Origin of the sequence: Myxococcus sp. CA056, from assembly GCF_013336715.1 — a bacterium.
GTDB classification, from domain to species: Bacteria; Myxococcota; Myxococcia; order Myxococcales; family Myxococcaceae; genus Myxococcus; species Myxococcus llanfairpwllgwyngyllgogerychwyrndrobwllllantysiliogogogochensis.
Map to the genome: position 1 here is coordinate 532130 of NZ_JABUMT010000005.1, position 24607 is coordinate 556736.

The following is a 24607-nucleotide window of genomic DNA, read 5'->3' on the forward strand; positions in this document are numbered from 1 at the left end:
GCGCGGGCTCAGGGGGTCGGGTCGCCGGAGTGGGGAGGCGCCAGGTACGGGAAGGTCGTGAGGAAGGCCTTGTCGTTGGCCGCCACGCCATCACTGAGCCCCGCGGCCGCCGCGGCGAAGGTGCCGCCTCCGTCGGGAAGAATGGCGGGACCTCCGTCCGCGAAGGTCGTGAAGAAGGCGCCGCCCACCGCCTTGAGCGCCACGTCCGTCACGTCGTCGGTCAGCAGCCGCCCGTTGGGGAACGTGGAGTCCGTGCCCGTGTTGATGTGGAGCATCTCGCCCGTGGGCTTGCCCTGGGTGTTGCGAGTGAAGATGGTGGCCAGGTCCGTGCGCGGCGCGGGTGGGGCCAGGGGAATGAAGCCCTTGGCCTGGAGGAGCTGGGGCAGCTCCGGATTGGAGATGATGGCGACGATGGCCGGCGTGGACAGGTCGTTCTGCGGCTTGGAGGCGTTGAAGAAGTCCTTGAACTTCATCGGGACGACCACCTCGTTCACCAGCGGATTGCCCAGGCGGGACACCTGGACCCACGAGCCGCTCGTATCCACCCCGCCATCCGTACGGCGCGTCGTGACCTTCGGCCGGCTGGACGTGGTCCAGATTCCCAGGTGCGGTGAGCTGAACTCCGTCAGCGGCAGCTCGATGACGAGCGACAGCACGTTGAGCCCCGCCAGGTCATCGCGGTTCGGCTTGCCGTCGTAGTTGAGGAAGTCGAACGTCTTCGAGAGGTTGACGAAGAACGGGTCGTCCCGAGGGCCCGCGAAGATCTTGTACTTGGCCGCGGTGCCCAGCCCCGTCTGGATGGCGCTCTGGGTGATGGGGTCCAGCACGGAGGCCCCCGCGGTCTGCGGATAGGCGGGCGTCGTCAGTCGCCCCACGTTGTTGGGGGCCACCGGTGCGTCCCGGACGACGACCTGCTGCGAGCCGCCCACGACCTTGGTGAGCGTGTACGTCTGGTAGCGGAGGATCTCCGGGGCCGTGGCCGTCTTCACGCCCGAGAAGGCGTAGAGGAAGGAGTCCTTGTACGCGTCATACCCCGCCACCGCGCCCACGGAGGGCAGGGGGCTGGGCCGAATCTGCGTGCGGAAGCGGAACTGGAAGCGCATGTCGGGCGCGCCGTCTCCCGACTGGTCGACCTGGATTTCGTAGAGGACGTTGTCGTCGAACAGGTAGTAGTTGGGGCCGCCGTAGGGAATGCCAATGGGGTAGTAGTTGGCGACCAGCACCAGGTTGCCGCCCTGCTTCCAGGTGTACATGTCCGTCCCGTCCGCCGCCGGGTCGTTGCTGATGAGCGGGGCCTCGCGATGGCTGGACGCCACCGCGACGCTGGCTGCGAGGAACAGCGGAACCGCGAGGAGATGCCACGCCGGATTGGGAGCTCTCATTCGTTTTCCTGGGAGGGGGGAAACCACGAGGGCGGGCGCGGGACGAAGCTGCGGGCTCGTTCGCCAGGGCCCCCTCCGTACCCGGCAGGTTGGGTCCCTGGCTCCTGTCCCAAGGTGCCGGAGGGCCTCCAGTGTCCGGTGGGCATCAGCCCGGCATGTCGCGGTGAGTCATAAAGCTGGCGGAGGGGGGCTTGGAAAAGCGAGGGGCCCTCCCGTAGAAAGGCAGCCGCATGACGCACTCCCGCATCGTCCGTTCGCTCGCGCTTCCGGTGTTGCTCCTCTCCGCGGCTTGCGGTGACTCCGAGGACTCGATTCCCGTCCGGACCTGCGAGGTGACGCTGACGTACGCGCCCCAGCAGTCACTCCAGGGCGCGGTGTCCATCACGGGCGAATGGAATGGCTTCTCCGCCACGTCCGCGCGCATGGCGGACCGGGGTGACGGCGTGTTCACCGCGCGCCTGGAAGGACTGGAGCCGCGCGACTACGGCTACCGCTTCGTGGTGGGCAAGCAGGAGCTGTTGGACCCGCAGAACCCGTACTCCCGCTGGGTGCGCACGGAGGAGTACTCGCGCCTGACGGTGCCGGACTGCCGCGAGCCCGTGCTGGAGCTGCGGCGCTTCGTGTCGACGCCGGAAGGCTCGCTCGACGTGGACGTCGCGTACGTCGACGGAACCGACGAGGTGGGGCCCGCCACCGACAAGGTGATGCTGTCCCTCGACGGGGAGGAGAAGCCCGGCGCCTTCGACGCGGGAACGGGGCGCTTCCGCTTGCAGGTCCAGGGACTGGCCCAGGGCAAGCACCACGTGAAGGTGGTGGCCGTGGACGCGTCCGGCCGCGCGGCGCCGCCGCTCTACCTGCCGTTCTGGGTGGAGCCCCAGAAGTTCCGGTGGGAGTCGGGGCTGATGTACTTCGCCTTCACGGACCGCTTCCTCAACGCGCGCTCGGAGAATGACGGAGCCGTGGCGGACGTGGACCCCATCGCCAACTACCAGGGTGGCGACTTCGCCGGCATCACCCAGAAGATCGAGGACGGCTACTTCGACGCGCTCGGCGTGCGCACGCTGTGGATCTCCCCGGTGGACCAGAACCCCGAGGGGCGCTTCATCGGCACGGGCGGCAAGTACTACGCCGGCTACCACGGCTACTGGCCCTCCCAACCGCGCGCGACGCAGCACCGCTTCGGTTCCATCGAGGACCTGCGCGCCCTCACCGCCGCGGCCCATCGCAAGGGCATCCGCGTCATCGCCGACCTGGTGCTCAACCACGTCCATGAGGAGCACCCGTACTGGGTGAGCCACCGGAACGACGACTGGTTCAACACCTCCGCCAGCTGCGTGTGCGGCACCCAGGACTGTGACTGGGAAGAGAAGCGGCTGACGTGCAAGTTCACCAACTACCTGCCGGACTTCAACTGGCGCTCGTCGAACATGGTGGACCAGTTCATCGACGACACGCTGTGGTGGCTGGAGGCGGCGGACTTCGACGGCTTCCGCATGGACGCCGTGAAGCACATGGACCAGGTGGCGGGCCGCACCCTGCGCGGTCGCCTGCGGGACATCACCGCGATGACGGGCACCGAGTTCTACCTGGTGGGTGAGACCTTCGTCGGCGCGGATGGCCGCTCGCAGATCGCCCGCTACATCAGCCCCCGCGAGTTGGATGGTCAGTTCGACTTCCCCCTGTACTGGCCGGTGCGCGAGGCCTTCGCGGACGGCCAGGGCCTGGAGCGCGTGGACCAGGCGGTGCGGGAGAACGAGGTCTTCTACGCGCCGGGCACCATCAACTCGCCCTTCATCGGCAACCACGACGTGGCGCGCTTCATCTCCCAGGCGGCGAAGCAGCTGGACGGGGAGGGGGGAGACCCCTGGAGCAGCTCGCGCCCCTCGGCCTCGGTGACGGACGCGGCGGCCTTCGAGAAGGCGAAGTTCGCCTTCACCTTCGTGCTGACGCAGCCGGGCGTGCCGCTCGTCTATTACGGGGACGAGGTGGGCCTGCCGGGCGCGGGGGATCCGGACAACCGCCGGTTGATGCGCTTTGGCTCCACGCTCACCCCGCTGGAGGCGGAGCTGCTCGCCGTCGTCCAGAAGCTGGGGCAGACGCGCCTGGCCCATCCCGCGCTCCAGACGGGAGCCCGACACACGCTGCGGATTGAAAGGGACTTGTACATCTTCCAGCGCTCGCTGCCGGACGGGCAGGGCGCGGTGATCGCCATCAACCGGAGCGACGTGGAGCGCCCGCTGGTGGTGGAGCCCCTGGGAAGCCTCGCGGCGAGCAGCGCCACGTACGAGGACGTCTTCAGTGGGCGGACGCTCCAGCTCGCCGGGACGGAGACCGTGATGGTGGTCCCGCCGCGCAGCGTCGCTGTGTACGTGCCTCGCACCGAGTAGTGCTTCCGCGGGATTGAGGGAAGGGGAGAGGCCGCCCCCTTCCCACCGCGGCCCCGCGAACTACGGCTGCTGCGGAGGGGGCTGCTGCGCCGTCTTGTGCTTGTAGAAGAGCACGAGGGTGTAGCAGTGGAATTCGTTATCGGACGACTGGGCCACCACGCGATCCACGATCTCCAGATCGGAGTTGCTCTTCATCCAACGGGTGACGTTCTCACCCAGCTCCTCGCGCTCCTTCGCCTTGGTGGCGGAGAAGACCTTCACGCCCGTGAACATCGCCAGCCACTCCTTGTGCGGTCCCGACACAGGACAAGGGGGCGTTATCGCACGGGGTGTTCAGAGGTGTCAAAAACCCGGCTTCCTGGAGGGTAGGGCGTTGCTGGCCTCGTGACGGGGGTTTGCACGCGAAAGCGCGTGCTTAGTTTGCCCAAGTCGCACCCGTTTGGGGGCGCTCGAGGCAGGGGGCCACGAGTGGCGGCGTGTTGGGGAAGGGGGCAGGCCCGTGGACGTGAAGACCAAGAAGGATCTGGCGGTTGATTTCATCAACACCATCCGGACGATGGAGCCCACCGCGCTGAATGCGCTCATCGTCAAGGAGGCGGGGGAGGAATTGGCGCAGTTCTTCCTGAACTACAGCGCCAATCTCATCTCCAAGGACCCATCCCGGGTGCTGGAGAACACGTCCTCGCTGATGCTGATGGGGTACCTCATCCGCACCTACGAGGAGAAGAACACGCAGGCCAAGCAGGGGACCTTCCAGTCCTACGCCTTCGCCTGAGGGACGCAGGGGGCAGCGCGGGCTCGACAGGCCCAGGGGAGCCTGTTAGGGAGCGGCGCCCATGCTCATCGACCTGCACGCCCATTCCCACCTGTCCAAGGGGTGCGAGTTGGACCCTCGCGCCGTGTTGGAACGGGCCGCGCTGTTCGGCCTGGACGGGGTGGCCTTCACGGAAACCAATACCCAGGACGGCTGTGACGAGCTGTTCGAGATTGGCGCCAAGTCGAAGGTGAAGGTGTTCGTCGGGTTGGAGTTGGTGACGGACCGTGGCCAATACCTGTGCTTCTTCCCGAAGCCGGAGCTTGCCCCCGAGCCCGTGCAGATGTGGGGCAGCAACCGCGAGAAGCCCTGGAGCGCCGCGGAGTGTCTGCCCAAGGTGAAGGCGATGGGCGCCGCCATCATCGCGGCGCGGCCCTTTGACAGGGACTCGCCCAACCCGGCCATGGACTACGTGCGCTCGCTCAACGTGCTGAGCGCGGTGGAGGGCTACAACGCCCGGGTGAAGCAGACCGCCAACGACCTGGCCGTGGAGGCCGCCGAGGCGCTCAAGCTGCCGTGCACCGGTGGCAGCGACGTGCGCGGCTCCCTGGACGAGATGGGCCGGGGCGCCACGTTCTTCAAGCGCCCCGTGGCGACGCAGGCCCAGCTGGTGGCCGAGCTGCTCAAGGGCGAGTTCTGGCCGGTGATGGCCGGGGAGCTGCCCCGCCTCACGCGCCCGGGCGAGGCCCAGGCGGCTCGCAAGCAGGGCGGTGGTGGTGGCGGCGGTGGGAAGCGCCGCCGCGGCGGTGGCGGCGGCGGGCGTCGGTAGTCCTCCGAGCGGTCAAGGCAGGACGGAAGCGCCTGCCTCTTCAGCCCGAGCGAGCCGGCCATCCGTGATGAAGGCCTTGCGGCGGCCTCCCGGATACGTCCACTCCTCGTTCTTCGCGGTGCCCTCCAGCGTGCGCCGCACCAGCTCCGGCGGCCCCCAGGCCATGCGCACCGCATCCGCCGACATGTTGGCCACCAGACGCTTCTCGCGCACGGCATCGCGCACGGGCGGCGCCAGGGCCTCCAGCTGGGACTTGGGATTCTGGGCGGAGAGGTACTTCTCCACCTCCGCGCGGAAGTCGTTGGGCTGCTCCAGGTTGGGCGGGAGCACCAACACGAGCGGCGGCGAGTCCGGCTTGCCTTCCTCGGCCAGGTAGACCCACGGCCAGGTGCGCGGCGTGTAGAGGACGCGCTCGGCGACGACCCAGGCGGTGGGGAACTCCACCTTGGTGATGCGCAGCTTCGTGCCCACGGGGAGCGTGCGCTCCACGGCGCCGGGGTTGATGGGCTTGCCGTTGCTGTCGTCCAGGAGGCGCACGTCGTCCGGCGCGTAGGGCGTGAGCAGCCGCTTGGAGCCGTCCCCGAAGAAGGGGATGACGTTGCCGGAGACGCGCAGGTACTGCTCCGCGTCCGGCCCCGTGAGGGTGCGCTGGAGCGACGTGCGGGCCTCCGGCGCCATGCGGGTGTAGTTGCCACAGCCGACCGCGAACGCGGCCAGCACGAGGAGGGACAGCGAGGGAAGGGGGCGTCGAGCGAGCATCGGGGCACCTCCGCGACAGGCACGCGCGGGAGCTCCCTGCTTAGCTCAGCGCGATGCCTGCGTCAGCGTCGACGGGGAGGAGGCTTCCCGCTTGCCGCCACGGCAGCCTCGCTGCGACGGACACACCGGCCCCCGTCCAGCCGGGTCCGGCACGAGCAGGAAGCGGCCGAGCCCGCGCGCATCCGTGAGCTCCGGGTGACCGCACAGAGCACATTGGCGGGGGGGACGCTTGGAGGGAGGGAAGGGCACGGGAAGCGAGTGTGCGTCGCTCCCGGACCCCGCGCGAATTTTCCGCCCCCTCCGCGTCCGTCTACTTCTTGTCGCCCGACGCCGCGGCCGGCGCGGGGGCGCTGCTCGTCGAGGCCGCGGCGGGCGTCGACGCAGAGGACGACGTGCTGCTCGAGGAGGTGCTGCTGCTCGACGACGAACCCGAGGAGGAGGACGACGAGGAGCCGTCCTTCTTCGTGGAGCTGTACAGGTCGGAGTACCAGCCGCCGCCCTTGAGGACGAAGCTGGAGCGGCTGAGCATCTTGGTCAGCGGGCCCTCCGCGCCACACGTGGCGCACGTGGCGGGCGGAGGATCCGAGAACTTCTGCAGCACGTCGATGATCTTTCCACAGCTCTGACAGGCGTACTCGTAGATGGGCATGGGTGCGGTGCCTTTTCAGGGAGTTGAGGGAGGGACGCCGGGGTGCAGCTGCTTGCGCAGCCCCTCGGCGAGCCCCAGGCGCTCGATGGCGCGGAAGACCAGCTCGCTGGGCGAGCCATACTTGCGGCCCACGGCATCACTGAGTCCGTGAAGGTCCGTGGCGCCGGGGAGTTCATCGCGCAGCAGCCGCTCCAGGTCCTTGCGGAGCGACTCGTTGAACTTGCGCTGGATGCCCAGGTCCGCGAGGTACTTCTCACGGCCCAGCAGATCCAACCGGTGCGTCAGGTGCGAGGTAGCCAGCGCCTCGCGACGGAAGCGCTCGCGCAGGGCCTCCACGTCCTCGGTCAATCCGCAGGAGGCCACCAGCCGCTGCAGCTCCGGAGGACTCACGCCCAGCGCCCAGCCGACCCGGCCCGTCGCGCCACGCTGCTGAGTGTAGGCGTCCAGGAGCTGGAGTCGCTCCTTCTCCTTCAGCGCGTCGAGCAGGCCGTGATCGCGCAGCACCGTCTCCAGATCCACCAGGGTCAAATCCCCGCGCGAGCCGTTGAACCGGTGCGACATGTTGCGCAGCAGGGCGAAGCGGTGCTCGGAGCCCTCCAGCAACGCCTCCAGGACTTCCTTGCCCGAGGCCCGTGTCAGCTCCACGAAGGGTGTGCGGGGCGCTTCCACGCGGGTGAAGCGGCCCCGGGGACGGGGCAGGTCGCGGCGCAGGAAGCTCGGCCCGTCATCCAGGGCCGCCAGCTCCTGCTCGGAGGGAGAGGTCGTCTCCTCGTCCACCAGGGTGGAGCGCTTCTTCGGGGCGATGCGCTCCAGGACGGTGGCCTCATCCGCCTTGGCGCCCTTCTTCGCCTTGCCGGAGGATTCTCCAGCGGGCTTGGCGGCGGGCAGGGCGAAGGAGGGGATGGACGGGTCCGCGGCCACGGCGCGGGGAGGCGTCTTCTCCTCCCGCACGTAGGCCAATTCGCGGGCCACGTCGTAGTAGCCGCAGCTCTGACGCTGGGCGGCAATGGCGGGGGCGGTACCTCGGAGGATGTCCACGACGGCGAAGGGCCCCAGGGGGGTGGTCTCCGGCTCCGCGTCGGTGAGTGCCCGGACCCGGAAGTCGTCGTCCTCGAGCAGCAGGGCGAGCGCTTCACGGACCTCGGGAGCGGGTGCCGGCGACTTCGCGCGCCGGCAGAAATCCGAGACGGCAACCGCCACGGGGGTGGGGACGTCGTCGGGCTGTCGTCTTCTCTGCCAGGGGCTGGTCATGGAAAGGTGCGGAAAAATGCTCGTTTACGAGGGCGGATGCCTCTATCTTCGCGGCCAGACAAGTGTCAATGAGCCAGTCCGCCTCCAATCTAAACAGCCAGCGGCTGTTGCAAGCCAGGATACGGGCCGGCCAAGGGAAGGAGCGATCCTTGACGCCGGCTGCCGGACGTTGCGGGCCGAGGAGGCAGGGGGTATCAGAGGCCCCGCTTCCGGAGACCAACAGAGGTCGCTGACAGTTTACTTCGAAGAGGACCGGAGCTGGGGGGGAAGGGCGGGGCGCGCGCGGTTCCGGGGCGCGGTTACACAAGGATGAGAGGGCCAACGCAGGGTCGGCCCCCTACCGAGGGATTTCATGCAGGGCCACGACCACGACCACGACGACATCAAGGACAAGGACGAGGTGCTCGCCCGCTACATGGCCCAGCATGGCCTGAAGAGCACGCGGCAGCGCAGCCTCATCATCGACACCTTCTTCGCCGTTGGCGGCCACCTGTCGGTGGAAGAGCTGTGGAACAAGGTGCGGTCCCAGGACGCGAAGGTCTCCGTCGCGACGGTGTACCGGACCATGAAGCTGCTCAACGAGTGCGGCCTGGCCCACGCCCGCAACTTCGGCGACGGCCAGACGCGCTACGAGGCCGCGGCGGGACGAGACCACCACGACCACCTCATCTGCACCCGGTGCGGCACGATCATCGAGTTCGAGAATGATCGCATCGAGACGCTCCAGGACGCGGTGGCCAGGAAGCACGGCTTCGCGGTGACGTCGCACAAGATGGAGCTGTACGGCCTGTGTCGGGACTGCCAGCGCGGGGCCCCCCTGCCCACGGAAGCGTGAGATGAGCGCCGCCGCGCGAGCCCTGGCCTGCATCGCCCTGCTGTCACTGGCGGGGTGTCGTGGCTCGCGGCCGGTGGATGCCGGACCGGCCTTCCTCCAGTCGCTGGCCCTGCCGTCGGTGGGCCCCACCCGCCACGACGTGCGCAAGCTGCAGGGCAAGGTCGTCCTGGTCTCCTTCTTCGCGACCTGGTGCTTCCCGTGCCTGGCGGAGATGCCGACGTTGGAGGCGCTCCAGCGCGACTATGGCGCGCAGGGACTGCAGGTCGTGTCGGTGGGGATGGACCTGGAAGGCACGAAGGTGCTCCAACCCTTCGCCGAGCACTACGCGCCCCGCTACCCGGTGCTGGTGGCCTCGGAGTGGATGATCGAGGGCCGCAGCCCGTTTGGCCCCATCAAGGGGCTGCCCACCACCGTCCTGCTGGACCGGCGGGGCCGCGCGGTGGCTGGCTGGCAGGGCGTGGAAGGCCACGGCGACGTGGCGAAGGCGATTGAAAAGCTGCTGAAGCAGGACTGAGCGCGCAAAGTCGACGGGTGCTACAGGTCTGGAGCGGATTTCTTGCGGGGGCGAGGCTCGCTGGTACCGTCGACGACGTTCATGACGGCTCGCGGAAAGCTCCTGGTGGTGGCGGTGGGTGTGGCGGGGGCCTTGAGCCTGCTGTCAGTGGCGGATGCCAAGGGCTTCCGCCGTTACCTCTCCTTGAAACAGGACGTGGGTGCGCTCCAGCAGCGCAACACCTCCCTGTCCGAGCAGAACGAGGCGCTGCGCCAGGAGATCGCCGCCCTGCGCAAGGACCCCGCCGCGCTGGAGCGGGCCGTCCGTGAAGAGCTCGGCTACGTGAAGCCGGGCGAGCTCGTCTTTCATCTGGAGTCACCATGACGTCGCTGAGCGCGTTTCCGTCGCCCGGAAGGTTGCTGCGTCATGTCGTGCGGCTGCTTCCCACCGTGGCCGGGCTGTCCACGTTCCTCCACCTGGCGCGCGGCGGCTTCCGAGGCCTCCACACGCTGGGCTGGACGGAGGCCGGGCTGGTGCTGTTCCTGCTGGTGGGCATCGCCGTGGCGGCGTGGCGCCGGGCCATGCGCGGCTCGGTGGGCGCGGTCATCGACCTGCGTGATGACCTGGAGCTGGGCGGCGGGCTGGTCGCCGCGGGCTTCATCGTCGTGGCCATCGGCGGCGGGGAGCTGTTCCCCATCGTCTATCTCTTGATGGCGTTCCTGGTCGCCTTCCTGCCGCGCAACGCGGGGCTGACGCTGCTGGGCGTGGCGCTGGTGTTCGACGCGCTGGTGACGCTGGGCGGCCCGGTGCCCAACGCGGCGAGCTTCGCGACGCACTCGGCGTTCCTCGTGCTCTTCGCCGGCCTGTACCACCTGGTGCTGGCTTCGCGCATCGCAGTGGCCCGCCGCGCGGAGAACGACGCGGTGCAGAAGCGCATCCGCGAGGTGGAGGAGCGCGCGCGCACCTTCCGCCTGGTGAGCTCCGGCACGGCGGACAGCTTCAGCGGCATGAGCTCCGACGAGAAGTGGCTCGTCGCCTCGGTGAAGGAGATTGAAGGCGCGGTGCACGCGGCGCTGGAGATCGCCGAGACGGGCCTGCGCACCCACACCTGCGCGGCCTTCCTCCTGGCCTCCGATGACCGCAGCCTCAAGCTCTACGACTGCCGCTCCGGCTCCGAGCGCGTGCAGCGCGAGCGCTTCGGTGCTGGCGAAGGCATCATCGGCGGCGTGCTCAAGCGCCGTGCGCCGGTGCGGATGAACTCCGCCCAGGGCCTCAAGGGCGTGACGTACTACGAAGGCAGCGGCCCCAACGTGCAGGCCCTGCTGGCGGTGCCCATCATCGAGGGCAGCGGCCTGGTGCGCGGCGTGCTCGTGGCGGACCGGCTGAGCCATGAGCCGTTCAGCGACCAGGACGAAAAGCTCCTGAGCACCATCGCCGGCGAGGTGCTGCGCTCCATCGAGGTCGAGCGGGTGATGAGCTACATCCGCAAGACTCGCGACGAGAAGGACCGGTTCTTCAAGGCCATCGAGGAGCTGAACCGCGCGGGCAGCCCGGAGCAGGTCTTCGTGGCGGTGCTGGAGAGCACCCGGCAGTTGGCGAGCCTGGACTTCTGCGCGGTGACGCTGGTGTCGGAAGTGGACGGCAAGCGGATGCACCGCGTGGCGCGGATGACGGGCGTGACGGCGCACGGCAAGGCGCTGGAGGGGCGCTCCTTCGCGGACAACAACGGGCTGGTCGCCAACGTGGTGCGCTACGGCGCGCCGCTGCCGGGACGAGACCTCAAGGCCATGGACCGGCAGGTCATCTTCGACGACGAGACGCAGATTCGCGGCCTGGGCGCGCTGAAGATCTTCCCGCTGGTGGCGGGGGACCGCATCCTGGGCACGCTGGTGGCGGGCTCGCGCAAGAAGGCGAACTTCGAGCAGGACGTGCTGCGGATGATCGAGGTCATCGCCATTCAAGCCGCGCAGGCCGTGCTCCGCGCGCAGCTCTACGAGCAGATGGAGCGGATGGCGACGACGGACGGCCTCACCGGACTGTTCAACCACCGCACCTTCCAGGCGAAGGCGGACGAGATTCTCGCGCAGGCGCGGCGCTACCAGCGCAAGTGCTCCGTCGTCCTCACGGACGTGGACCACTTCAAGAGCGTCAACGACACCTATGGCCACCCGACGGGCGACCAGGTGCTCAAGGGCGTGGCGCGCATCATCAAGTCCATGGCGCGAGACACGGACGTGGTGGCGCGCTACGGCGGCGAGGAGTTCGTCATCATCATGCCGGAGACGGACGCGAAGGGTGCGTTCACCATTTCCGAGCGGATTCGCGAGGCGGTGAAGGCGGAGGTCTTCCAGACGGAGATGGGGCCGCTGCGCATCACCATGTCGCTGGGCATCGCCACCTTCCCCGACCACGGGATGGAGAAGCAGCAGCTCATCGACCTGGCGGACCAGTGCCTCTACCACTCCAAGCGCAACGGCCGGAACCAGTCCGTCACCGTGGCGCAGATGCAGGGTGGCCGGAAGCTCCAGGCCGTGGAGGCCTCGTAGTCTCCCGGCTCGGAGAGCCCCTGTCTTCGGGACTCCCCGAGCCGAGTGGAACCCGACGGGTCCGACGGCCTACAGCGACTGGAGGAACCTCACCAGCGCGGCGCGGTCCGAGGCGTTCATCGCGACGAAGGCGTTCTTCGAGGCGTTGCCCTCGCCTCCGTGCCAGAGGATGGCCTCGGTGAGGCTGCGCGCGCGACCGTCATGCAAATACGCCTCGCCGCCGCTGACGCCCGCCGTCAGGCCGATGCCCCACAAGGGGGGCGTGCGCCACTCGGAGCCGGAGGCGATTCCTTCGGGCAGGTTGTCGGCCAGGCCCGTGCCCATGTCGTGCAGGAGCAGGTCGGTGTACGGGCGGATGGTCTGTCCGCGCAGCTCCGCGTTCGGGTGCCAGGCGCTGGTGGTGAGCGAAGCCGCGTGGCACTTCGCGCAGCCCGCGTTCGCGAAGAGCGTCTCTCCGCGCAGCGCCGTGGCATCGCGCAAGTCGCGCCGTGCGGGCACGCCGAGCAGCGCCACGTAGCGCACCATCTTGTCCAGGTCCGCGTTGTTCAGCTCCTGGCTTGCGCCCGCGCACCCCTGCTGCGACGGACCGCAGTCACCCGTGGGGAACACGGCGTTGGTGACGCCGATATCCCGGTTGAGGGCCTCGGCCACCTGGTGCTTCAGCCGGGCGATGCCGGCCTTCCACCCGAAGCGGCCCAGCCGCGTCTGGCCCGTCTCCGGGTCGACGACGGCCTGCATGCGGCCGGAGATGCCGTCCCCGTTGCTGTCATTCGGGTCGGCGAGCCCCGCGACGGCCGTCTCCGGAACGGCCTCCAACAAGCCCAACCCCACGAGCTGCGGCGTGATTCGCGCCGAGTGGTTCGTGGGGATGACGTTGAGGAAGCTGTAGTTGGGCCTGCGCAGCTCGTAGCCCGAGCCGTCCGCGAACTGACCGGTGCTCGTCGTCCAACTGGCGATGCGCACGTCCGCCTCGGGCGTGCCGCTGGTGCTGCGCGGCTGGAGGCGGAAGCCCAGGAACGGGTCCGCCGTCACCGTGGAGCCATTCACCCGGCCCACCTTGACGACGTAGTTGCCCAGGGTGGTGTTGACCGCGGGCGGGAGGCCTCGGCCGTTCTGCACGTGGCAGGAGATGCACGAGCGGGAGATGTAGTGGGGCCCCAGCTTGTTCACCTGCGACGACATGACGGGGTTGCCTGGCTCCGAGTGGCTGCCGTCGCTGAAGTCGGTGTGGTGCAGGCGGCGGCCCTCGACGAAGGGCTGCGCGTTCACCGGCGCCATGTTCAGCGCCATCTGCAGGAACCGGTTCCTCGGCTCGTTGGAGTAGGGGTAGTTCAGCGTCGTGCGTCCCCCTGACCAGCCCGCCGCGGGGAGGGCGAAGGAGTCGAGGATGGCGCCCTGGCCCTCGAACGGGACGATTCCCGCGCTGCCCACGAGGTAGAGCAGGGCGCGGCCGTAGTAGTTGAACCGACCTTCCACCGGTTGCCGAAGGAAGACGCCGGCCTCGATTTCCATGCGGTCTCCCACGCGGATGGCCCGGCCCTCCTTGGCGTTGAAGTTCACGCTCGCGGTGTAGAGGAAGTCGTTCACCCGCTCGAAGGTGCCGTTGTGGAAGTACTCCGCCACGGTGTTGAGGCCGCGGAAGAAGGCGCGGAAGTTCGTGCCGTCGTGCGGATATACCGTGTGCAGGTTCACCTTGATTTGACTGCCGCCCTTGGCCACCTCGTCGATGATTTCGAGCCAGAAGGTGCGGTTCTCGAAGTAGCGCGCCAGGTAGTGGTCATAGGCTTGGTACTGAGACTCGCGCGCGTGCCTGTCGCGGACGCGGTCTCCCACGCGGGTGATGAGCGCGGTCGACGTGTCCTGTGTCGTCGCGGGTTCCAGCGCGGTACCGCTGTTGAAGAGGGGAATGATGTTCCCCACGTCGGGCGGGGGCCCGGCGTCGGGGGTGCCCGTACCGGCATCCGGAGTCCCGGTGCCCGCATCCGGTTGCGACGTGCCCGAGTGCGTGTAGCGTGCCCACGCCGTGTCAAAGGCGCAGTTACAGGCCACGTCCCAATACGTGAACGAGTAGTCGACGAAGTCACCGGTGTTGAGACCGCTCACCGTGAACTCGTTGCGGCCGTTGGTGACGGCCATCCTCACGTTGAGCTGCAAACCGTTGTTCACCTTGTAGTGGATGTCTGCCCACGACGTGGTGTCGATGAAGAAGATGGCGGACGAGCCAGACGGCTGAGCGCCAGAGGTGGCGGCGCTCGCGGAACTGGCCGCGCATGCCGCCATCAACAATGCCACGGCCACTCCTGTTGCTCTCTTACTCATGCGTGTTCTCCAGGGGGATCCTCCGCATGGTGGCTTCGGCTTTCTCCACCATCCGAAGGAAGTGGAGTGTTAGGCCGAGAAGCCAAGAATTCCTATGATGTTCGGAAAATTTATCTACTAGGGTTATTTTCCGGACATCCCCGACAGCTCGGACTTGCGTCCTGATGCGTTGCGTTGAGGGGTGACTGGGGCAGGATGCGCGCCGCTCATGCCCCCCGTACCCCTGGCGGTGACGACCAGCACCAAGGTGGATGCCGCGCAGCTCCAGGAGGCGAGAGCCGTCGCGGCGCGGTGGGGCCTGCCGTTCCTTCCTCGTCGTTCGAAGGAGGGCATCGCCCCCTGGCTTGGGACGAAGGTGGAGGCGCTGCTGGTGGTGGGCGGAGATGGGGTGACGCTGTGGGAGCCGGAGGGTTCCTTCGGGTTCCATGCGGGCATGGCGCACCTGCGCCTCATGCGCCTGCGCGCGGGGGAGCCCGACACGTTCGTCCGGGTGGCGGAGCTCGGGGCTGGAGACTCGGTGCTGGATTGCACGCTGGGCCTTGCGCAGGACGCGCTGGTGGCCTCGCTGGCGGTGGGCCCCTCCGGACGCGTCGTCGGACTGGAGAAGAGCCTCGCGCTGTGCGCGGTGGCGGGGGAGGGGCTGCGTCGCTACGAGCGGGGGGCCGACGCGTGCGCCGTCGAGGTGGTCCATGCGGACGCGCGCGAGTACCTCAGGACGCTGCCGTCCGCGTCTTTCGACGTGGTGTTCTTCGACCCGATGTTCGCGAAGCCGAAGAAGGCACAGCCCGCCTTCGAGGTGCTGCGCCGCTTCGCGGAGCATGCGCCCCTCACGGCGGAGACACTCGAAGAAGCCAGGCGCGTGGCACGCCGGTGGGTGGTGGTGAAGGGCGCGCGCTACACGGATGACCTGCGAAAGCTCGGGCTCACACCGGAGCCGCTCTCCCGCTTCTCAGACGTCGCCTGGGGGCGTGTCGCCGCCCACGTCCCGGCGAAGTCGTCCTCGTGAATCGCGACGGTGCACATCGCGGTGACTGGGATGGGTTGGAACCGTCGGCGGGACAGGGGCGTCTGCAGGGAGCCCCTTCCTTCCCCCGGACTCCTCCGTGATGCGTCATCGCTGGCTGTTCGCCATGAGCCTCCTGGCCATCGCCGCGCCTGGCCCGCAGTCACCGGAGCCGAGGGCCGTGGCCGCAGTGACGAACGCACGCGCCTGGATGCCCGGCATCGAGCGTACCTACAACCTCTTCTATTACGAGGAGCGAGGGGCCCGCGGTCCGGGGGAGGATATCGCGCGACCGGCTCGGATCAGCTCCCTGCAGGGTGAGCTGCGCGTCGCGGTGGTGGGCCTTCGGGAAGGGGAAGTCGACCTGCGGGCCTCGGTCCGCGCGCAGGCGTACTTCGAGTCGAGTCGTGGCTCGGGTCTGCATTCCGAGTCCTCCATCACGCAACTTCAGGCCACCGTCTACGTGCTGCTCGATGCGCGAGGCGCGGCGCTCGTGACGTACTTCGAGCCCGGGTTGGAGCCCTGGAAGCGGGACATCCTGTGGTCGATTGTCGCGACCTCACAGTTCGTGAGGCCAGAGGTCCAGGGAGAGACCTGGCGGACGCAGGAGCTGGATGTCACCGGGGTGTATGCGGCCCGCTATCAGCACCACCCCAGTGATCACCCGTATCGCAAGTACCAACGGACGAAGGAGCACTACCTCCGACTCTCCAGGCCGGACGGACTGCATCCCCTCGCGGCCTCCGTGCAGGTCTCCCTGAACGCCCGGACCGACTTCTACCTGGGTGAGGACACCTGGCCCGAGTTGGTGGAGGCGCGTGAGTACCGGGCGATGACGTCGACCGTGGGGGAGGTGCCGCCCTCCGCACAGAAGCTCTCGATGACCTTGTCGCGGGTGTCTTCGCGTCGCGCTCCCGATCTCATCGGCGCGTTGGAGCTTCAACGTCCCCACCTGGACGCCGTGCCCCTGTCCACCCGGGTGCTTGTCCCAGGTGGATGACACCGGGGCACGCGGGCGGAATCAGGAGTCAGCGCCACGCGAGTGGCCCTTCCCTGGCGCGGACCAAGGAAGGGGAGGGCGCCGTCAGTCCTTGCCAGCACCCTTGGGCGGACCCTCGCCACCCATGGGGGACAGCCGCGCGGACAGCGCTCCGGCCTGCTCATGCGGCATCTGATCTCGCGGTGAGCGGTAGTACTGCATGGGCGAGTGGTGCAGGAAGTTGGAGACGCGGCTCGTGTAGAGGCACGCGTACTGCTCCACCTGGTAGCCGAAGCGGCTGTTCTCGTTGCCCTCCTTGAACAGCAGGCCCCAGTACGGGTTGAAGCCCTCCTCGACGTCTTCCTCCAGCGTGTCCGCGATGCCCGTCGCGTCCTTCAGCGCGCGACGCATCTTGTCCAGCTCCGACTTCAGCTGACGGCGCTGCTCCTCCACGGACTCGCGCTCGGAGGGCGTCAGCGGCTCGCGCTCCAGCCGCCGCTCCAGCAGGTTCAGCAGCGTCTTGTGGTGGTTGACCTCGTCATCCAGGCGCTCGCGGAGGATCTCCATCTGGGTGAGGGTGCCAATCTCCTCGCGCCGCGTGGCGGTGTAGGTGATCTCATCCTCGATCTCCTGCACCACCATGCACGTGCGCCACAGCGACGACTTCTTCGACTTCAGGATGTCGCCGTAGATGTGGTCGCCGACGTACAGGATGTTCTCACCCCGGTAGCCCGTGAGCTCCTCGAAGCGCGCCAGGTTGCCGCCCGAGTACGCCTTCCCCCGGTCCAGCGACGTGGCCTCGCCCACGGGGCGGCCTTCCTCCGTCGACGTGTCCAGTTCCAGGAACGGCCGCGCGTCCGTGAAGAAGCCCGGCTTGCCCGCGGCCGTCACGACCACGTCGAAGTAGTTCCGCCAGCTCGGGTACTCCGGCAGCTGCCCGTCCAGCAGGTACTTCATCACCGCGTCCGTGTAGTCCCACGCGGAGTTCGTCAGGAGGAACAGCCGCTTGCCGCCCGAGCGCAGCTTGTGCAACGCGGGCCCCAGCTCCGGGTCCAGGAACACGTACCGGCCCAGGTCCTTGCGAACCTCGCGCTTGAGCGAGTTGTCCCGGTGCACCGCGTCGATGGCCTCGCGGATGTCGTCGTAGAGCTTGCCGTAGTCCACGCTCTGGCCCAGCGACTCCAGCAGTTCGATGATGCCCGCGAACAGGCACGTCTCCGGCAGCGCGAACAGCGTGTCGTTCCAGGCGAACTGGGGGTTGCGCAGCCGCACGCGCTTGTTGCGGTACAGCTCTCGAGACACCTCCGGCTTCAGCGGACGCAGCCCGTGGTATGCGCGGCCCACGTGGCCGAACCGGTCCATCTTGAGGATGTTCCCGTTCAGGCGATCCACCGCGAGCCCACGCATCACGAAGTGGTGGTCGTAGAGCAGGTGCCCCACCAGCGGAGGGTAGTGGTACTCGCTGATGAGCTTGGCCAGCGTCATGTCGAACGACAGCTGCTCCAGCCGGCGCATGTGGTAGATGGCCAGCGTGTAGTCCATGTCGAAGCCGATGAGCTCCAGCCCAGACATGCGCAGGTTGCGGTTGACGAAGACCTCCCGCGCCCTCGGAACGGTGTCCCTGGGGGCTCGCGGGGTGGAGAGCAGCCGCGCCAGCGTCTCATCCTCGAGGAGCTGCTGGGCGTGCTGAGCCGCCGCCTCCGAGCGCGCGCGGTTGAGAGGTGAACGGAAGCTCCCGTGAAGCGGGTCCGGGGAGGGCCCGCCCGGGATGGGACGGAAGGGGGACAGGGTTGGAGCCACGGGACGTCCACACATAACACGCGTGCTGGTTCGCGGCTCGGTCCTTGAGGGCACTGGACGGGCGTGGCACGCTCAAAGGCCGCGATGCGTTCGCCTGTCCGACGTCAGCCCTCGGAGACCGCCGAGGAACTCCATGCGCGCCTGTCCACCCGGGTCGCCGCGCTCGAGGACCGGGTGCGCCGTCTGGAGGCCCGGCTGCGCGCGGCGTCGCCTCGTCCCGTCGCCACCCCTCGGAGCACCTCCGGGCGAGCGGCCGAGCCCTCGAAACCGGAGTCCCGGCGAGCGCGCCCGCGCTGCCCCGGCTGTACCTTGGAGCTCCCCCCAGGCCGACGCGGCGAGTCGTGCGTCTGGTGTGGCTTCGTCTTTTCCGCAGTGACTCGCCGTCGCCCGGCGCGAAAGAAGCGATGAGCGCCACGTATCGTCTGACGGGTCGAATCGAGTCCGGAGAGCTGGCGGAGCTATACGAGGCCGTCCAGGCTCCGTCGGGCGAGGTGGTGGTGAAGCTCTTCCACCCCAAGACGTCGGACCCCGCCTACGCGCTGGACCTGGCGGAGACGACGCGGCTGCTCCAGTCCGTGCGCCACCCGGGCATCCTCCATGTCGTGGACATGGGCGTCGTGCGTCAGCGGCTCGCCGTGGTCCGCCAGGACGTGGATGGCGCCCTGTTGGGGACCGCCCTCCAGCGTCTGCACACCAAGGAGGTCCTCCTCCCCTCGGCGGTGGCGCTCTACATCGTCATCCAGTTGCTGGACGCCGTGCAGCACGCGCACGACGCGGGCGTCATCCACGGAGCGCTCACGCCCGGCAACGTGGTGCTGGGCCGGGCTGGCACGCCCGCGGTCTGCGACTTCGGCGCGATGCGCGCGCTCCTGGCCGTGCCCCAGCTGCGCAAGTCCTTCGCGGGGCGGGGCCGCGGCACATACCGCGCGCCCGAAGTCACCCGGGGAGAGGCCGCCACGGAGGCGTCCGACGTGTACTCGCTGGGCGCCATCGCCTACGAGCTGCTCACGCAGCGCGAGCCGGTGATTCCCGGCAGCGGCGGTGTCTCCACGCGCCGCAGCGAGGGGCTGCCTCCGCCCAGCCGGTTGGATCGCCGCATCAACGCGCGGTTGGATCCGCTCGTGCTTCGCGCGCTGGAGCCCACCGCCGCACGGCGCTTCCGCTCGTGCGCGGAGTTCTCGAACGCGCTGCGCAACTTCCTTTCGGCCAGCGGAGGCATGCCGGGCGCGGACGACGTGCGCCGCTTCGTCACCGAGCTGTTCCCCAACGAGGTCAGCATCGCGAGTCTCACGGCCCCGCCGTTCAAGGAGCCCTTCTCCCTGGAGCCCATCTCCGGCGCGGAGATGGACGACCTGGGCGCCGAGGAGCCCGAAGCCTCCATCGTCCAGCGCGCCCCCTACACCCGCGCGCTCTCGGAGACGGAGGCCCGCGCGGAGACCCTGGAGTCCGTGCCCGGCTTCGAGGAATACCGTCCCGAGGACTACGAGCCGGACATCGCCGCCGCGCCCGCCCCGAGCGCTCCGGAGCCCGAGCAGCGCCTGCCCGACGGGGACTGGACGGAGGGGACGCAGGCCCCCGGTATCGAGCAGGGCTGGGATGCGCCTCCGGGCGCCGCGCCGCCCAAGCCGCGTCGGCAACTGGGGGCGAAGGGTGGGGGAGCCGACCAGGGGGCCGCGCGCGCACAGGTTCGCAATCCGCGCATGCGCGTCTTCGAGGACTTCTCCTCGCCGAGCCCGCCTCCCGACGATGACGAGGAGTTCTCCGTCGTCGGTCGTCGCGCCGCGGCTCGGGCCAAGCGCGCGCCGCCGCCCGTGGAGAAAGGGCCTCGCACGCTGCCGGACCCGTTCCCCGCGGTGGCGCACCCGGGCCGGCGCGACGACATCGCGATGCCACCGCCCTCCGCGCCCGCGCTTCCCGCGCAGCCCTCCCCGCGGATGAACACCGACGAGCGGAGCATCCGCGATACGCAGCACCGTCGCGGTCGACTGGTCGCCATCGCCGGAGTGCTGGCCCTCGTCGGCCTGTCGACGTTCGTCATCGCCGCCTGGCGCCTGGGAGGGGACGGCCCTCCGGTGCAGGAGCCCGGGGATGCCCCCGTGCTTCCTCCCGACCCGACGCCGATTCCCCGGCCCGCGCCGCCCCCGAAGGCCGCCGCCGTCCGCGCGCCCGAGCCCCGGGAGGAAGTGGAGGAGCAGGTCGTCGCGCTGGCCAAGCCACCCGTCAGGGTGCGCGGCTTCCTCTCCATCGAGACGAACATCCCCGCGAAGGTGTTCCTCGACGGAGACCTCATCAGCCGCTCGACGCCCGTGAGGCGCTACCCCGTGCGTGTCGGCTCGTACGAGGTCATGATGATCGCCCTGTCGACCGGTGAGATGAAGAAGATGTCGGTCCGCATATTGAAGGGCAAAGAGAATCAAGTAACCGTGTTGAACTTCAGCGTGCCCCCCCGACGGTGACCATGGACCGCACTCGCATCTTCGTCGTCGAGGACCAGCCGCAGCTGCTCAAGAACCTGCTCAAGGTGCTGAGCACGTTCGAGGAGCTGGAGGTCGTGGGCAGCAGTCAGGAGGGCGAGGCCGCGGTGGAGGACATCGTCCGCGTCCGGCCGCAGCTCGTGCTGCTGGACCTGGAGCTGCCCGGCATCAACGGCATCCAGGTGACGCAGAAGGTGAAGCGTCAGGCGCCGGAGGTGGAGATCCTCATCCTCACCTCGTTCGACGACGAGCAGAAGGTCTACGAGGCCATCCAGGCCGGTGCGTCCGGCTACCTGGTGAAGCGCGTGGGCCCGGAGAAGATTCGCGCCGGCATCCACGAGGTGATGGCGGGCGGCACCGTCCTGGAAGCCATCATCGCCCGTCGCTTCTGGAACTACTTCCAGTCCATCCAGGGCAAGCCCGCCACCCCGGAGAAGAAGGCGGACAACCCCTGGAAGCTGACGCCCACGGAGTTCGAGGTGCTGGGCTACGTGGCCAAGGGGCTGTCCAACGCGGAGGTGGGGCACGTGATGACGCTGGAGCGCCGCACCGTCCGCACGCACCTGTCACATATCTACCGGAAGATGGGCGTCAACTCTCATGTGGAGGCCGTGGTGTTGGCCCTGCGTGAAGGTGTCGTGGACCTGTAGCCTCGCCCTGTATACGTTGGGGGCCTATGCGCAAGGCTTCCACGAAGTCCGCTCCCGCCCGCGCCGCGGACCCCGCCCTCCAGTCCCTGTTCGACGTGCACGAGGCCACGCTGCCCAATGGCCTCCAGGTCCGCCTGCTGGCCAACCACCTGGCCCCCGTCGTCAGCCTCTACACCTTCTTCAACGTGGGCAGCCGCAATGAGCGCCCCGGCATCACCGGCATCAGCCACCTGTTCGAGCACATGATGTTCAACGGGGCCAAGAAGTACGGCCCCAAGATGTTCGACAAGACGCTGGAGTCCAACGGCGGCAGCTCCAACGCGTACACGTCCCACGATGCGACGGTGTACTACGACGACTTCTCCTCCGACGCGCTGGAGACGGTGCTGGATTTGGAGTCGGACCGGATGCGCTCGCTGCGCATCTCCCAGGACATGCTCACCAGCGAGCGCGAGGTGGTGAAGGAAGAGCGCAGCGTCCGCATGGACAACGACATCGGCGGGATGATGGGCGAGGAGCTGGATTCGCTCATCTACAAGGCGCACGCGTATCGCTGGCCGGTGATTGGCTGGTTGGCGGATATCGAAGCCATCAGTCGCGAAGACTGCCAGGCGTTCTTCCGCACCTACTACGCCCCCAACAACGCAATGCTCTACATCGCGGGCGACATCGACCCGAAGAAGACGATGGCCCTGGTGCGCCGCTACTACGGCGACATTCCCCGAGGCCCCGCGCCGCTGCCCGTCATCAACGCGGAGCCCGAGCAGCGCGGTGAGCGCCGCGCCACCGTGCGCCACCCCGCGCAGTCCCCGGCGGTGATGATTGGCTACCGTGGGCCCGCCGCGCGCAACGAGGAGACCCTGGCCCTGGACGTGGCGCAGTACGTGCTCACGAAGGGGGAGGGGAGCCGGCTGGTGCGCTCCATGGTGTACGAGCAGAAGGTGGTGGTGGGCGTGGGGCTCGACTGGAGCTGGCGCATCGACCCCGGCACCATCCTCTTCTTCCTGGAGCTGAAGCCCGGCGCGGACCCGCAGAAGGCCGAGGCGTCGCTGTACGCGGAGCTGGAGAAGCTGGCGCGCGACGGCATCACCGAACGCGAGCTCCAGAAGGCGCTCAACAACCTGCGCTCGGACCACCTGCGCGAGCTGGGCACCAACAATGGCCGTGCCCACGCGATGGGCAACTACGAGGCGCTGCTGGGCGACTGGCGCCACGTCCTCACGCTGCCTTCCGCCTATGCCGCCGTGACGAGCGAGCAGGTGAAGGCCGCCGCCGCGAAATACCTCCTCCCCGAGCGCCGCTCCGTCGTGACGCTGGTGCCCGCGCCTTCTGAAGAAAGCTGATTGCCTCCATGGCCTCCCGCAAGAGCCGAACCCCGAAGTCCGCCCCCCGCGGCGCCGCGAAGAAGAAGACGCCGGCCCGGGCGACGAAGTCCGCACCTCGCAAGGCCGCGCCCGTGAAGAGCTCGGCCAGTCGTGCCCTGGTTTTCCCCACGCTGCACGAGAGCACCACGTCCAGCGGGCTGCGCGTGGTCGCCGCCGAGCGCGGCCCCTTGCCCATGGTCTCCATGCGGCTGGTGATTCGCGCCGGCAGCTCCACCGACCCCGCGGGCAAGCATGGCATCGCGGACTTCGCGGCCCGGTTGCTGCGCCGGGGCACCCGCCGCCTGAACGCGGAGGCCATCGACGAGGCCGTGGAGTTCGTCGGCGCGAGCCTGGGCGTGGGCGTGGGCGAGGACACGCTGTCCGTCGCCATCACCACCCCGGCCGAGCACTTCGCGCAGATGCTGGGCATCATGGGCCAGCTCGTGCAGGAGCCCAGCTTCCCCGAGTCGGAGGTCGTGGACGCGCGAGACAGGGCGCTGGCCCAGTTCGCCAATGACCTGGACGAGCCGTCTGTCATCGCCGACCGCGCCATGGTCCAGGCCCTGTGGGGGAATCATCCCTATGGGCACGACGTGAGCGGCTCGGTGAAGACGGTGAGCACCTTCACGCGTGAAGACGCGGTGCGCTTCCACCAGGAGCGCATGGGGCCGAAGATCGCCATGCTCGTGGTGGTGGGCTCGGTGGACCCCAAGCGCGTGGCCGCGGCGGCCGAGGAGTCCTTCGCCGGTTGGACGGGCGGACCCGACGCGCCCGTGGTCATCCCGCCGCTGACCAAGGTGGCGAAGGCCGGCAAGGTCATCGTGGTGGACAAGCCGGACCAGACGCAGTCGCAGGTGCGCATGGGCGGCCCGGGCTACCGCATGGGCCACGAGGACTACTTCCCGGCCACGTCGATGAACGTGGCCCTGGGCGGCGGCTTCACCTCGCGCCTGATGAACGAGGTCCGAGTCAACCGGGGCCTCACGTACGGCATCGGCTGCTGGTTCGACGCGATGAACGCGGCGGGCATCTTCGCCCTTTCGACGTTCACCAAGACGGAGTCGACGCGGGAGATCATCGACGTGTCGCTGGCGGAGATCGCCAAGATGCGCGACTCCGGAATCAAACCGGGCGAACTGCGCGACGCGCAGGCGTACATGGGCGGCCTCTACCCGTTGCGCACGGAGACGAACGAGTCCATCGCCAGCAGCATCGCCGACATGCGCCTGCACGGGCTGGGGGACGACTGGGTGATGAACTTCCGCGACAGGCTGCGCGCGGTGACGCCGAAGCAGGTGGCCGTGGTGGCGAAGAAGTACTGCTTCGCGGAGCCGCCCACCATCGTCGTGCTGGGCAAGGCCGATGCGGTGAAGAAGCAGCTGCGCGGACTGGGGCCCATCTCCGTGGTGCAGGCTTCGGAGTACGAGTGACCGAGGTTCGCATCCTCTTCGAAGGAGGAGGACTGCTGGTGGTGGACAAGCCGCCCGGGGTGCCTGTCATCCCCGGGCGTGATGGCGGTCCATCCCTGCGCGATGCGCTGGAGGCACAGCGGGGCCAGAAGATCTTCGTGGTGCACCGGTTGGATCGCGACACCTCCGGTGCGCTCGTCTTCGCGCTCGACGCCCAGGTGCACCGCTCGCTCTCCGTGGCCTTCGAGGCGGGCAAGGTGCGCAAGCGCTACGTCGCGCTGGTGGAAGGGCGAATCGATGCGCCGAGCCTCGTGGACGCGCCGCTGGTCGCCGCGCGCAAGGGCCGCATGCGCGTGGCCCGTCCGGGAGAAGCGGAGGCGAAGCCCTCGCGCACGCGCGTGAGACCGGTGGAGAGCTTCGACCGCGCCACGCTGGTGGAAGCCGAACCCCTCACCGGACGCACGCACCAGATTCGCGTGCACCTGCTCTCGCTGGGGCACCCGCTGCTGCTGGACCACCAGTACGGCCGCGACACGCCCTGGCTGGAGAAGGAGCTGGGAGGGCAGGGGGAAGCCGTGGCGCTCGCGCGCACTCCCCTGCACGCGGCGCGGGTGGAGTGGCCCGCGCTACCCGGAGTGGAGGCTCGGGCGGTGGAGGCTCCGCTGCCTCCGGACATGGCGCGCGTTCGCGAGCTGCTGCGCCTCACGCTGGCCTGACGCGGCGG

The 24607-nt window shown here is 68.8% G+C and carries 21 protein-coding genes; 14 read left to right on the forward strand and 7 right to left on the reverse strand.

The window, feature by feature from the left end:
- Nucleotides 1–8 precede the first annotated feature (8 nt).
- The gene (locus HUA76_RS24275; protein ID WP_174462199.1) at nt 9–1382 is read right to left on the reverse strand and encodes a DUF4331 domain-containing protein; all 1374 of its coding nucleotides are present in this window, start codon (nt 1380–1382) and stop codon (nt 9–11) included.
- A gap of 230 nt (nt 1383–1612) precedes the next feature.
- On the opposite strand from HUA76_RS24275, the gene HUA76_RS24280 reads away from it, so the two are divergent.
- Entirely contained in the window at nt 1613–3769 is a 2157-nt protein-coding gene (locus HUA76_RS24280) for an alpha-amylase family glycosyl hydrolase (RefSeq protein ID WP_174462200.1), read from the forward strand.
- Between the two features lie 60 nt (nt 3770–3829).
- Here HUA76_RS24280 and HUA76_RS24285 read toward each other — a convergent pair whose 3' ends face one another.
- On the reverse strand, nt 3830–4042 hold the full coding sequence (locus HUA76_RS24285) for a hypothetical protein (RefSeq protein WP_141648720.1): 213 nt from the start codon (nt 4040–4042) through the stop codon (nt 3830–3832).
- A 226-nt stretch (nt 4043–4268) separates the two neighbouring features.
- On the opposite strand from HUA76_RS24285, the gene HUA76_RS24290 reads away from it, so the two are divergent.
- Together HUA76_RS24290 and HUA76_RS24295 are read left to right on the forward strand one after the other, a co-directional pair.
- Entirely contained in the window at nt 4269–4544 is a 276-nt protein-coding gene (locus HUA76_RS24290) for a hypothetical protein (RefSeq protein WP_046713894.1), read from the forward strand.
- A 61-nt stretch (nt 4545–4605) separates the two neighbouring features.
- Complete coding sequence (locus tag HUA76_RS24295; protein ID WP_141648719.1) at nt 4606–5352, forward strand: PHP domain-containing protein; 747 nt, start codon at nt 4606–4608, stop codon at nt 5350–5352.
- 12 nt (nt 5353–5364) lie between these two features.
- Here HUA76_RS24295 and HUA76_RS24300 read toward each other — a convergent pair whose 3' ends face one another.
- From HUA76_RS24300 to HUA76_RS24310, 3 genes are all read right to left on the reverse strand, one after another.
- Nucleotides 5365–6111: a hypothetical protein gene (locus HUA76_RS24300; protein WP_174462201.1), complete on the reverse strand. Its 747-nt coding sequence runs from the start codon at nt 6109–6111 to the stop codon at nt 5365–5367.
- A 310-nt stretch (nt 6112–6421) separates the two neighbouring features.
- A complete protein-coding gene (locus HUA76_RS24305; RefSeq protein ID WP_174462202.1) occupies nt 6422–6760 on the reverse strand; it encodes an FmdB family zinc ribbon protein in 339 nt (112 codons plus the stop codon).
- Nucleotides 6761–6775: 15 nt separating this feature from the next.
- The gene (locus tag HUA76_RS24310) at nt 6776–7960 is read right to left on the reverse strand and encodes a hypothetical protein (protein WP_371823514.1); all 1185 of its coding nucleotides are present in this window, start codon (nt 7958–7960) and stop codon (nt 6776–6778) included.
- A gap of 403 nt (nt 7961–8363) precedes the next feature.
- On the opposite strand from HUA76_RS24310, the gene HUA76_RS24315 reads away from it, so the two are divergent.
- The 4 genes from HUA76_RS24315 (at nt 8364) to HUA76_RS24330 (ending at nt 11885) form a co-directional block, all read left to right on the forward strand.
- Nucleotides 8364–8846 carry a Fur family transcriptional regulator gene (locus HUA76_RS24315; RefSeq protein WP_174455471.1) on the forward strand — a complete coding sequence of 161 codons (483 nt, stop codon included), beginning with the start codon at nt 8364–8366 and terminating at the stop codon, nt 8844–8846.
- A gap of 1 nt (nt 8847) precedes the next feature.
- On the forward strand, nt 8848–9360 hold the full coding sequence (locus tag HUA76_RS24320) for a TlpA disulfide reductase family protein (RefSeq protein WP_174455472.1): 513 nt from the start codon (nt 8848–8850) through the stop codon (nt 9358–9360).
- Between the two features lie 81 nt (nt 9361–9441).
- The gene (locus tag HUA76_RS24325; protein ID WP_141648665.1) at nt 9442–9723 is read left to right on the forward strand and encodes a septum formation initiator family protein; all 282 of its coding nucleotides are present in this window, start codon (nt 9442–9444) and stop codon (nt 9721–9723) included.
- Nucleotides 9720–11885 (forward strand): diguanylate cyclase, encoded by a 2166-nt coding sequence (locus HUA76_RS24330; RefSeq protein ID WP_174462204.1) that lies wholly within the window; start codon nt 9720–9722, stop codon nt 11883–11885. The genes HUA76_RS24325 and HUA76_RS24330 overlap by 4 nt, the downstream gene beginning before the upstream one ends.
- Nucleotides 11886–11954: 69 nt before the next feature.
- Here HUA76_RS24330 and HUA76_RS24335 read toward each other — a convergent pair whose 3' ends face one another.
- Nucleotides 11955–14204 carry a di-heme oxidoredictase family protein gene (locus HUA76_RS24335; RefSeq protein WP_174462205.1) on the reverse strand — a complete coding sequence of 750 codons (2250 nt, stop codon included), beginning with the start codon at nt 14202–14204 and terminating at the stop codon, nt 11955–11957.
- 208 nt (nt 14205–14412) lie between these two features.
- Here HUA76_RS24335 and HUA76_RS24340 point away from each other — a divergent pair, with 208 nt between their 5' ends.
- Together HUA76_RS24340 and HUA76_RS24345 are read left to right on the forward strand one after the other, a co-directional pair.
- On the forward strand, nt 14413–15210 hold the full coding sequence (locus tag HUA76_RS24340; protein ID WP_174462206.1) for a class I SAM-dependent methyltransferase: 798 nt from the start codon (nt 14413–14415) through the stop codon (nt 15208–15210).
- 97 nt (nt 15211–15307) lie between these two features.
- Nucleotides 15308–16207: a hypothetical protein gene (locus HUA76_RS24345; protein WP_217440080.1), complete on the forward strand. Its 900-nt coding sequence runs from the start codon at nt 15308–15310 to the stop codon at nt 16205–16207.
- Between the two features lie 84 nt (nt 16208–16291).
- Here the strand turns inward: HUA76_RS24345 and HUA76_RS24350 are convergent, their stop codons facing one another.
- Nucleotides 16292–18001, reverse strand: coding sequence for an HAD-IG family 5'-nucleotidase (locus tag HUA76_RS24350; RefSeq protein WP_141648660.1), 1710 nt, complete (start codon nt 17999–18001; stop codon nt 16292–16294).
- Between the two features lie 389 nt (nt 18002–18390).
- On the opposite strand from HUA76_RS24350, the gene HUA76_RS24355 reads away from it, so the two are divergent.
- From HUA76_RS24355 to HUA76_RS24375, 5 genes are read left to right on the forward strand one after another with little or no spacing between them, the layout of a single operon-like run.
- Complete coding sequence (locus HUA76_RS24355; protein WP_174462208.1) at nt 18391–20442, forward strand: serine/threonine-protein kinase; 2052 nt, start codon at nt 18391–18393, stop codon at nt 20440–20442.
- A 2-nt stretch (nt 20443–20444) separates the two neighbouring features.
- A complete protein-coding gene (locus HUA76_RS24360; protein WP_174455477.1) occupies nt 20445–21110 on the forward strand; it encodes a response regulator transcription factor in 666 nt (221 codons plus the stop codon).
- Between the two features lie 26 nt (nt 21111–21136).
- On the forward strand, nt 21137–22453 hold the full coding sequence (locus HUA76_RS24365; RefSeq protein ID WP_141646480.1) for a pitrilysin family protein: 1317 nt from the start codon (nt 21137–21139) through the stop codon (nt 22451–22453).
- Between the two features lie 8 nt (nt 22454–22461).
- Entirely contained in the window at nt 22462–23904 is a 1443-nt protein-coding gene (locus HUA76_RS24370; protein WP_174462209.1) for a pitrilysin family protein, read from the forward strand.
- Complete coding sequence (locus HUA76_RS24375) at nt 23901–24599, forward strand: RluA family pseudouridine synthase (protein ID WP_174455479.1); 699 nt, start codon at nt 23901–23903, stop codon at nt 24597–24599. Before HUA76_RS24370 ends, HUA76_RS24375 begins: the two co-directional genes overlap by 4 nt.
- The last annotated feature ends 8 nt before the right edge of the window (nt 24600–24607 follow it).

Coding starts and splice junctions, on each gene's coding strand:
- HUA76_RS24350 (WP_141648660.1), bottom strand. CDS start 18,001: ATGTGTGGACGTCCCGTGGCTCCAACCCTGTCCCCCTTCCGTCCCATC.
- HUA76_RS24330 (WP_174462204.1), top strand. CDS start 9,720: ATGACGTCGCTGAGCGCGTTTCCGTCGCCCGGAAGGTTGCTGCGTCAT.
- HUA76_RS24280 (WP_174462200.1), top strand. CDS start 1,613: ATGACGCACTCCCGCATCGTCCGTTCGCTCGCGCTTCCGGTGTTGCTC.
- HUA76_RS24285 (WP_141648720.1), bottom strand. CDS start 4,042: ATGTTCACGGGCGTGAAGGTCTTCTCCGCCACCAAGGCGAAGGAGCGC.
- HUA76_RS24340 (WP_174462206.1), top strand. CDS start 14,413: ATGCCCCCCGTACCCCTGGCGGTGACGACCAGCACCAAGGTGGATGCC.
- HUA76_RS24275 (WP_174462199.1), bottom strand. CDS start 1,382: ATGAGAGCTCCCAATCCGGCGTGGCATCTCCTCGCGGTTCCGCTGTTC.
- HUA76_RS24315 (WP_174455471.1), top strand. CDS start 8,364: ATGCAGGGCCACGACCACGACCACGACGACATCAAGGACAAGGACGAG.
- HUA76_RS24325 (WP_141648665.1), top strand. CDS start 9,442: ATGACGGCTCGCGGAAAGCTCCTGGTGGTGGCGGTGGGTGTGGCGGGG.
- HUA76_RS24335 (WP_174462205.1), bottom strand. CDS start 14,204: ATGAGTAAGAGAGCAACAGGAGTGGCCGTGGCATTGTTGATGGCGGCA.
- HUA76_RS24365 (WP_141646480.1), top strand. CDS start 21,137: ATGCGCAAGGCTTCCACGAAGTCCGCTCCCGCCCGCGCCGCGGACCCC.
- HUA76_RS24370 (WP_174462209.1), top strand. CDS start 22,462: ATGGCCTCCCGCAAGAGCCGAACCCCGAAGTCCGCCCCCCGCGGCGCC.
- HUA76_RS24360 (WP_174455477.1), top strand. CDS start 20,445: ATGGACCGCACTCGCATCTTCGTCGTCGAGGACCAGCCGCAGCTGCTC.
- HUA76_RS24300 (WP_174462201.1), bottom strand. CDS start 6,111: ATGCTCGCTCGACGCCCCCTTCCCTCGCTGTCCCTCCTCGTGCTGGCC.
- HUA76_RS24295 (WP_141648719.1), top strand. CDS start 4,606: ATGCTCATCGACCTGCACGCCCATTCCCACCTGTCCAAGGGGTGCGAG.
- HUA76_RS24320 (WP_174455472.1), top strand. CDS start 8,848: ATGAGCGCCGCCGCGCGAGCCCTGGCCTGCATCGCCCTGCTGTCACTG.
- HUA76_RS24355 (WP_174462208.1), top strand. CDS start 18,391: ATGAGCGCCACGTATCGTCTGACGGGTCGAATCGAGTCCGGAGAGCTG.
- HUA76_RS24305 (WP_174462202.1), bottom strand. CDS start 6,760: ATGCCCATCTACGAGTACGCCTGTCAGAGCTGTGGAAAGATCATCGAC.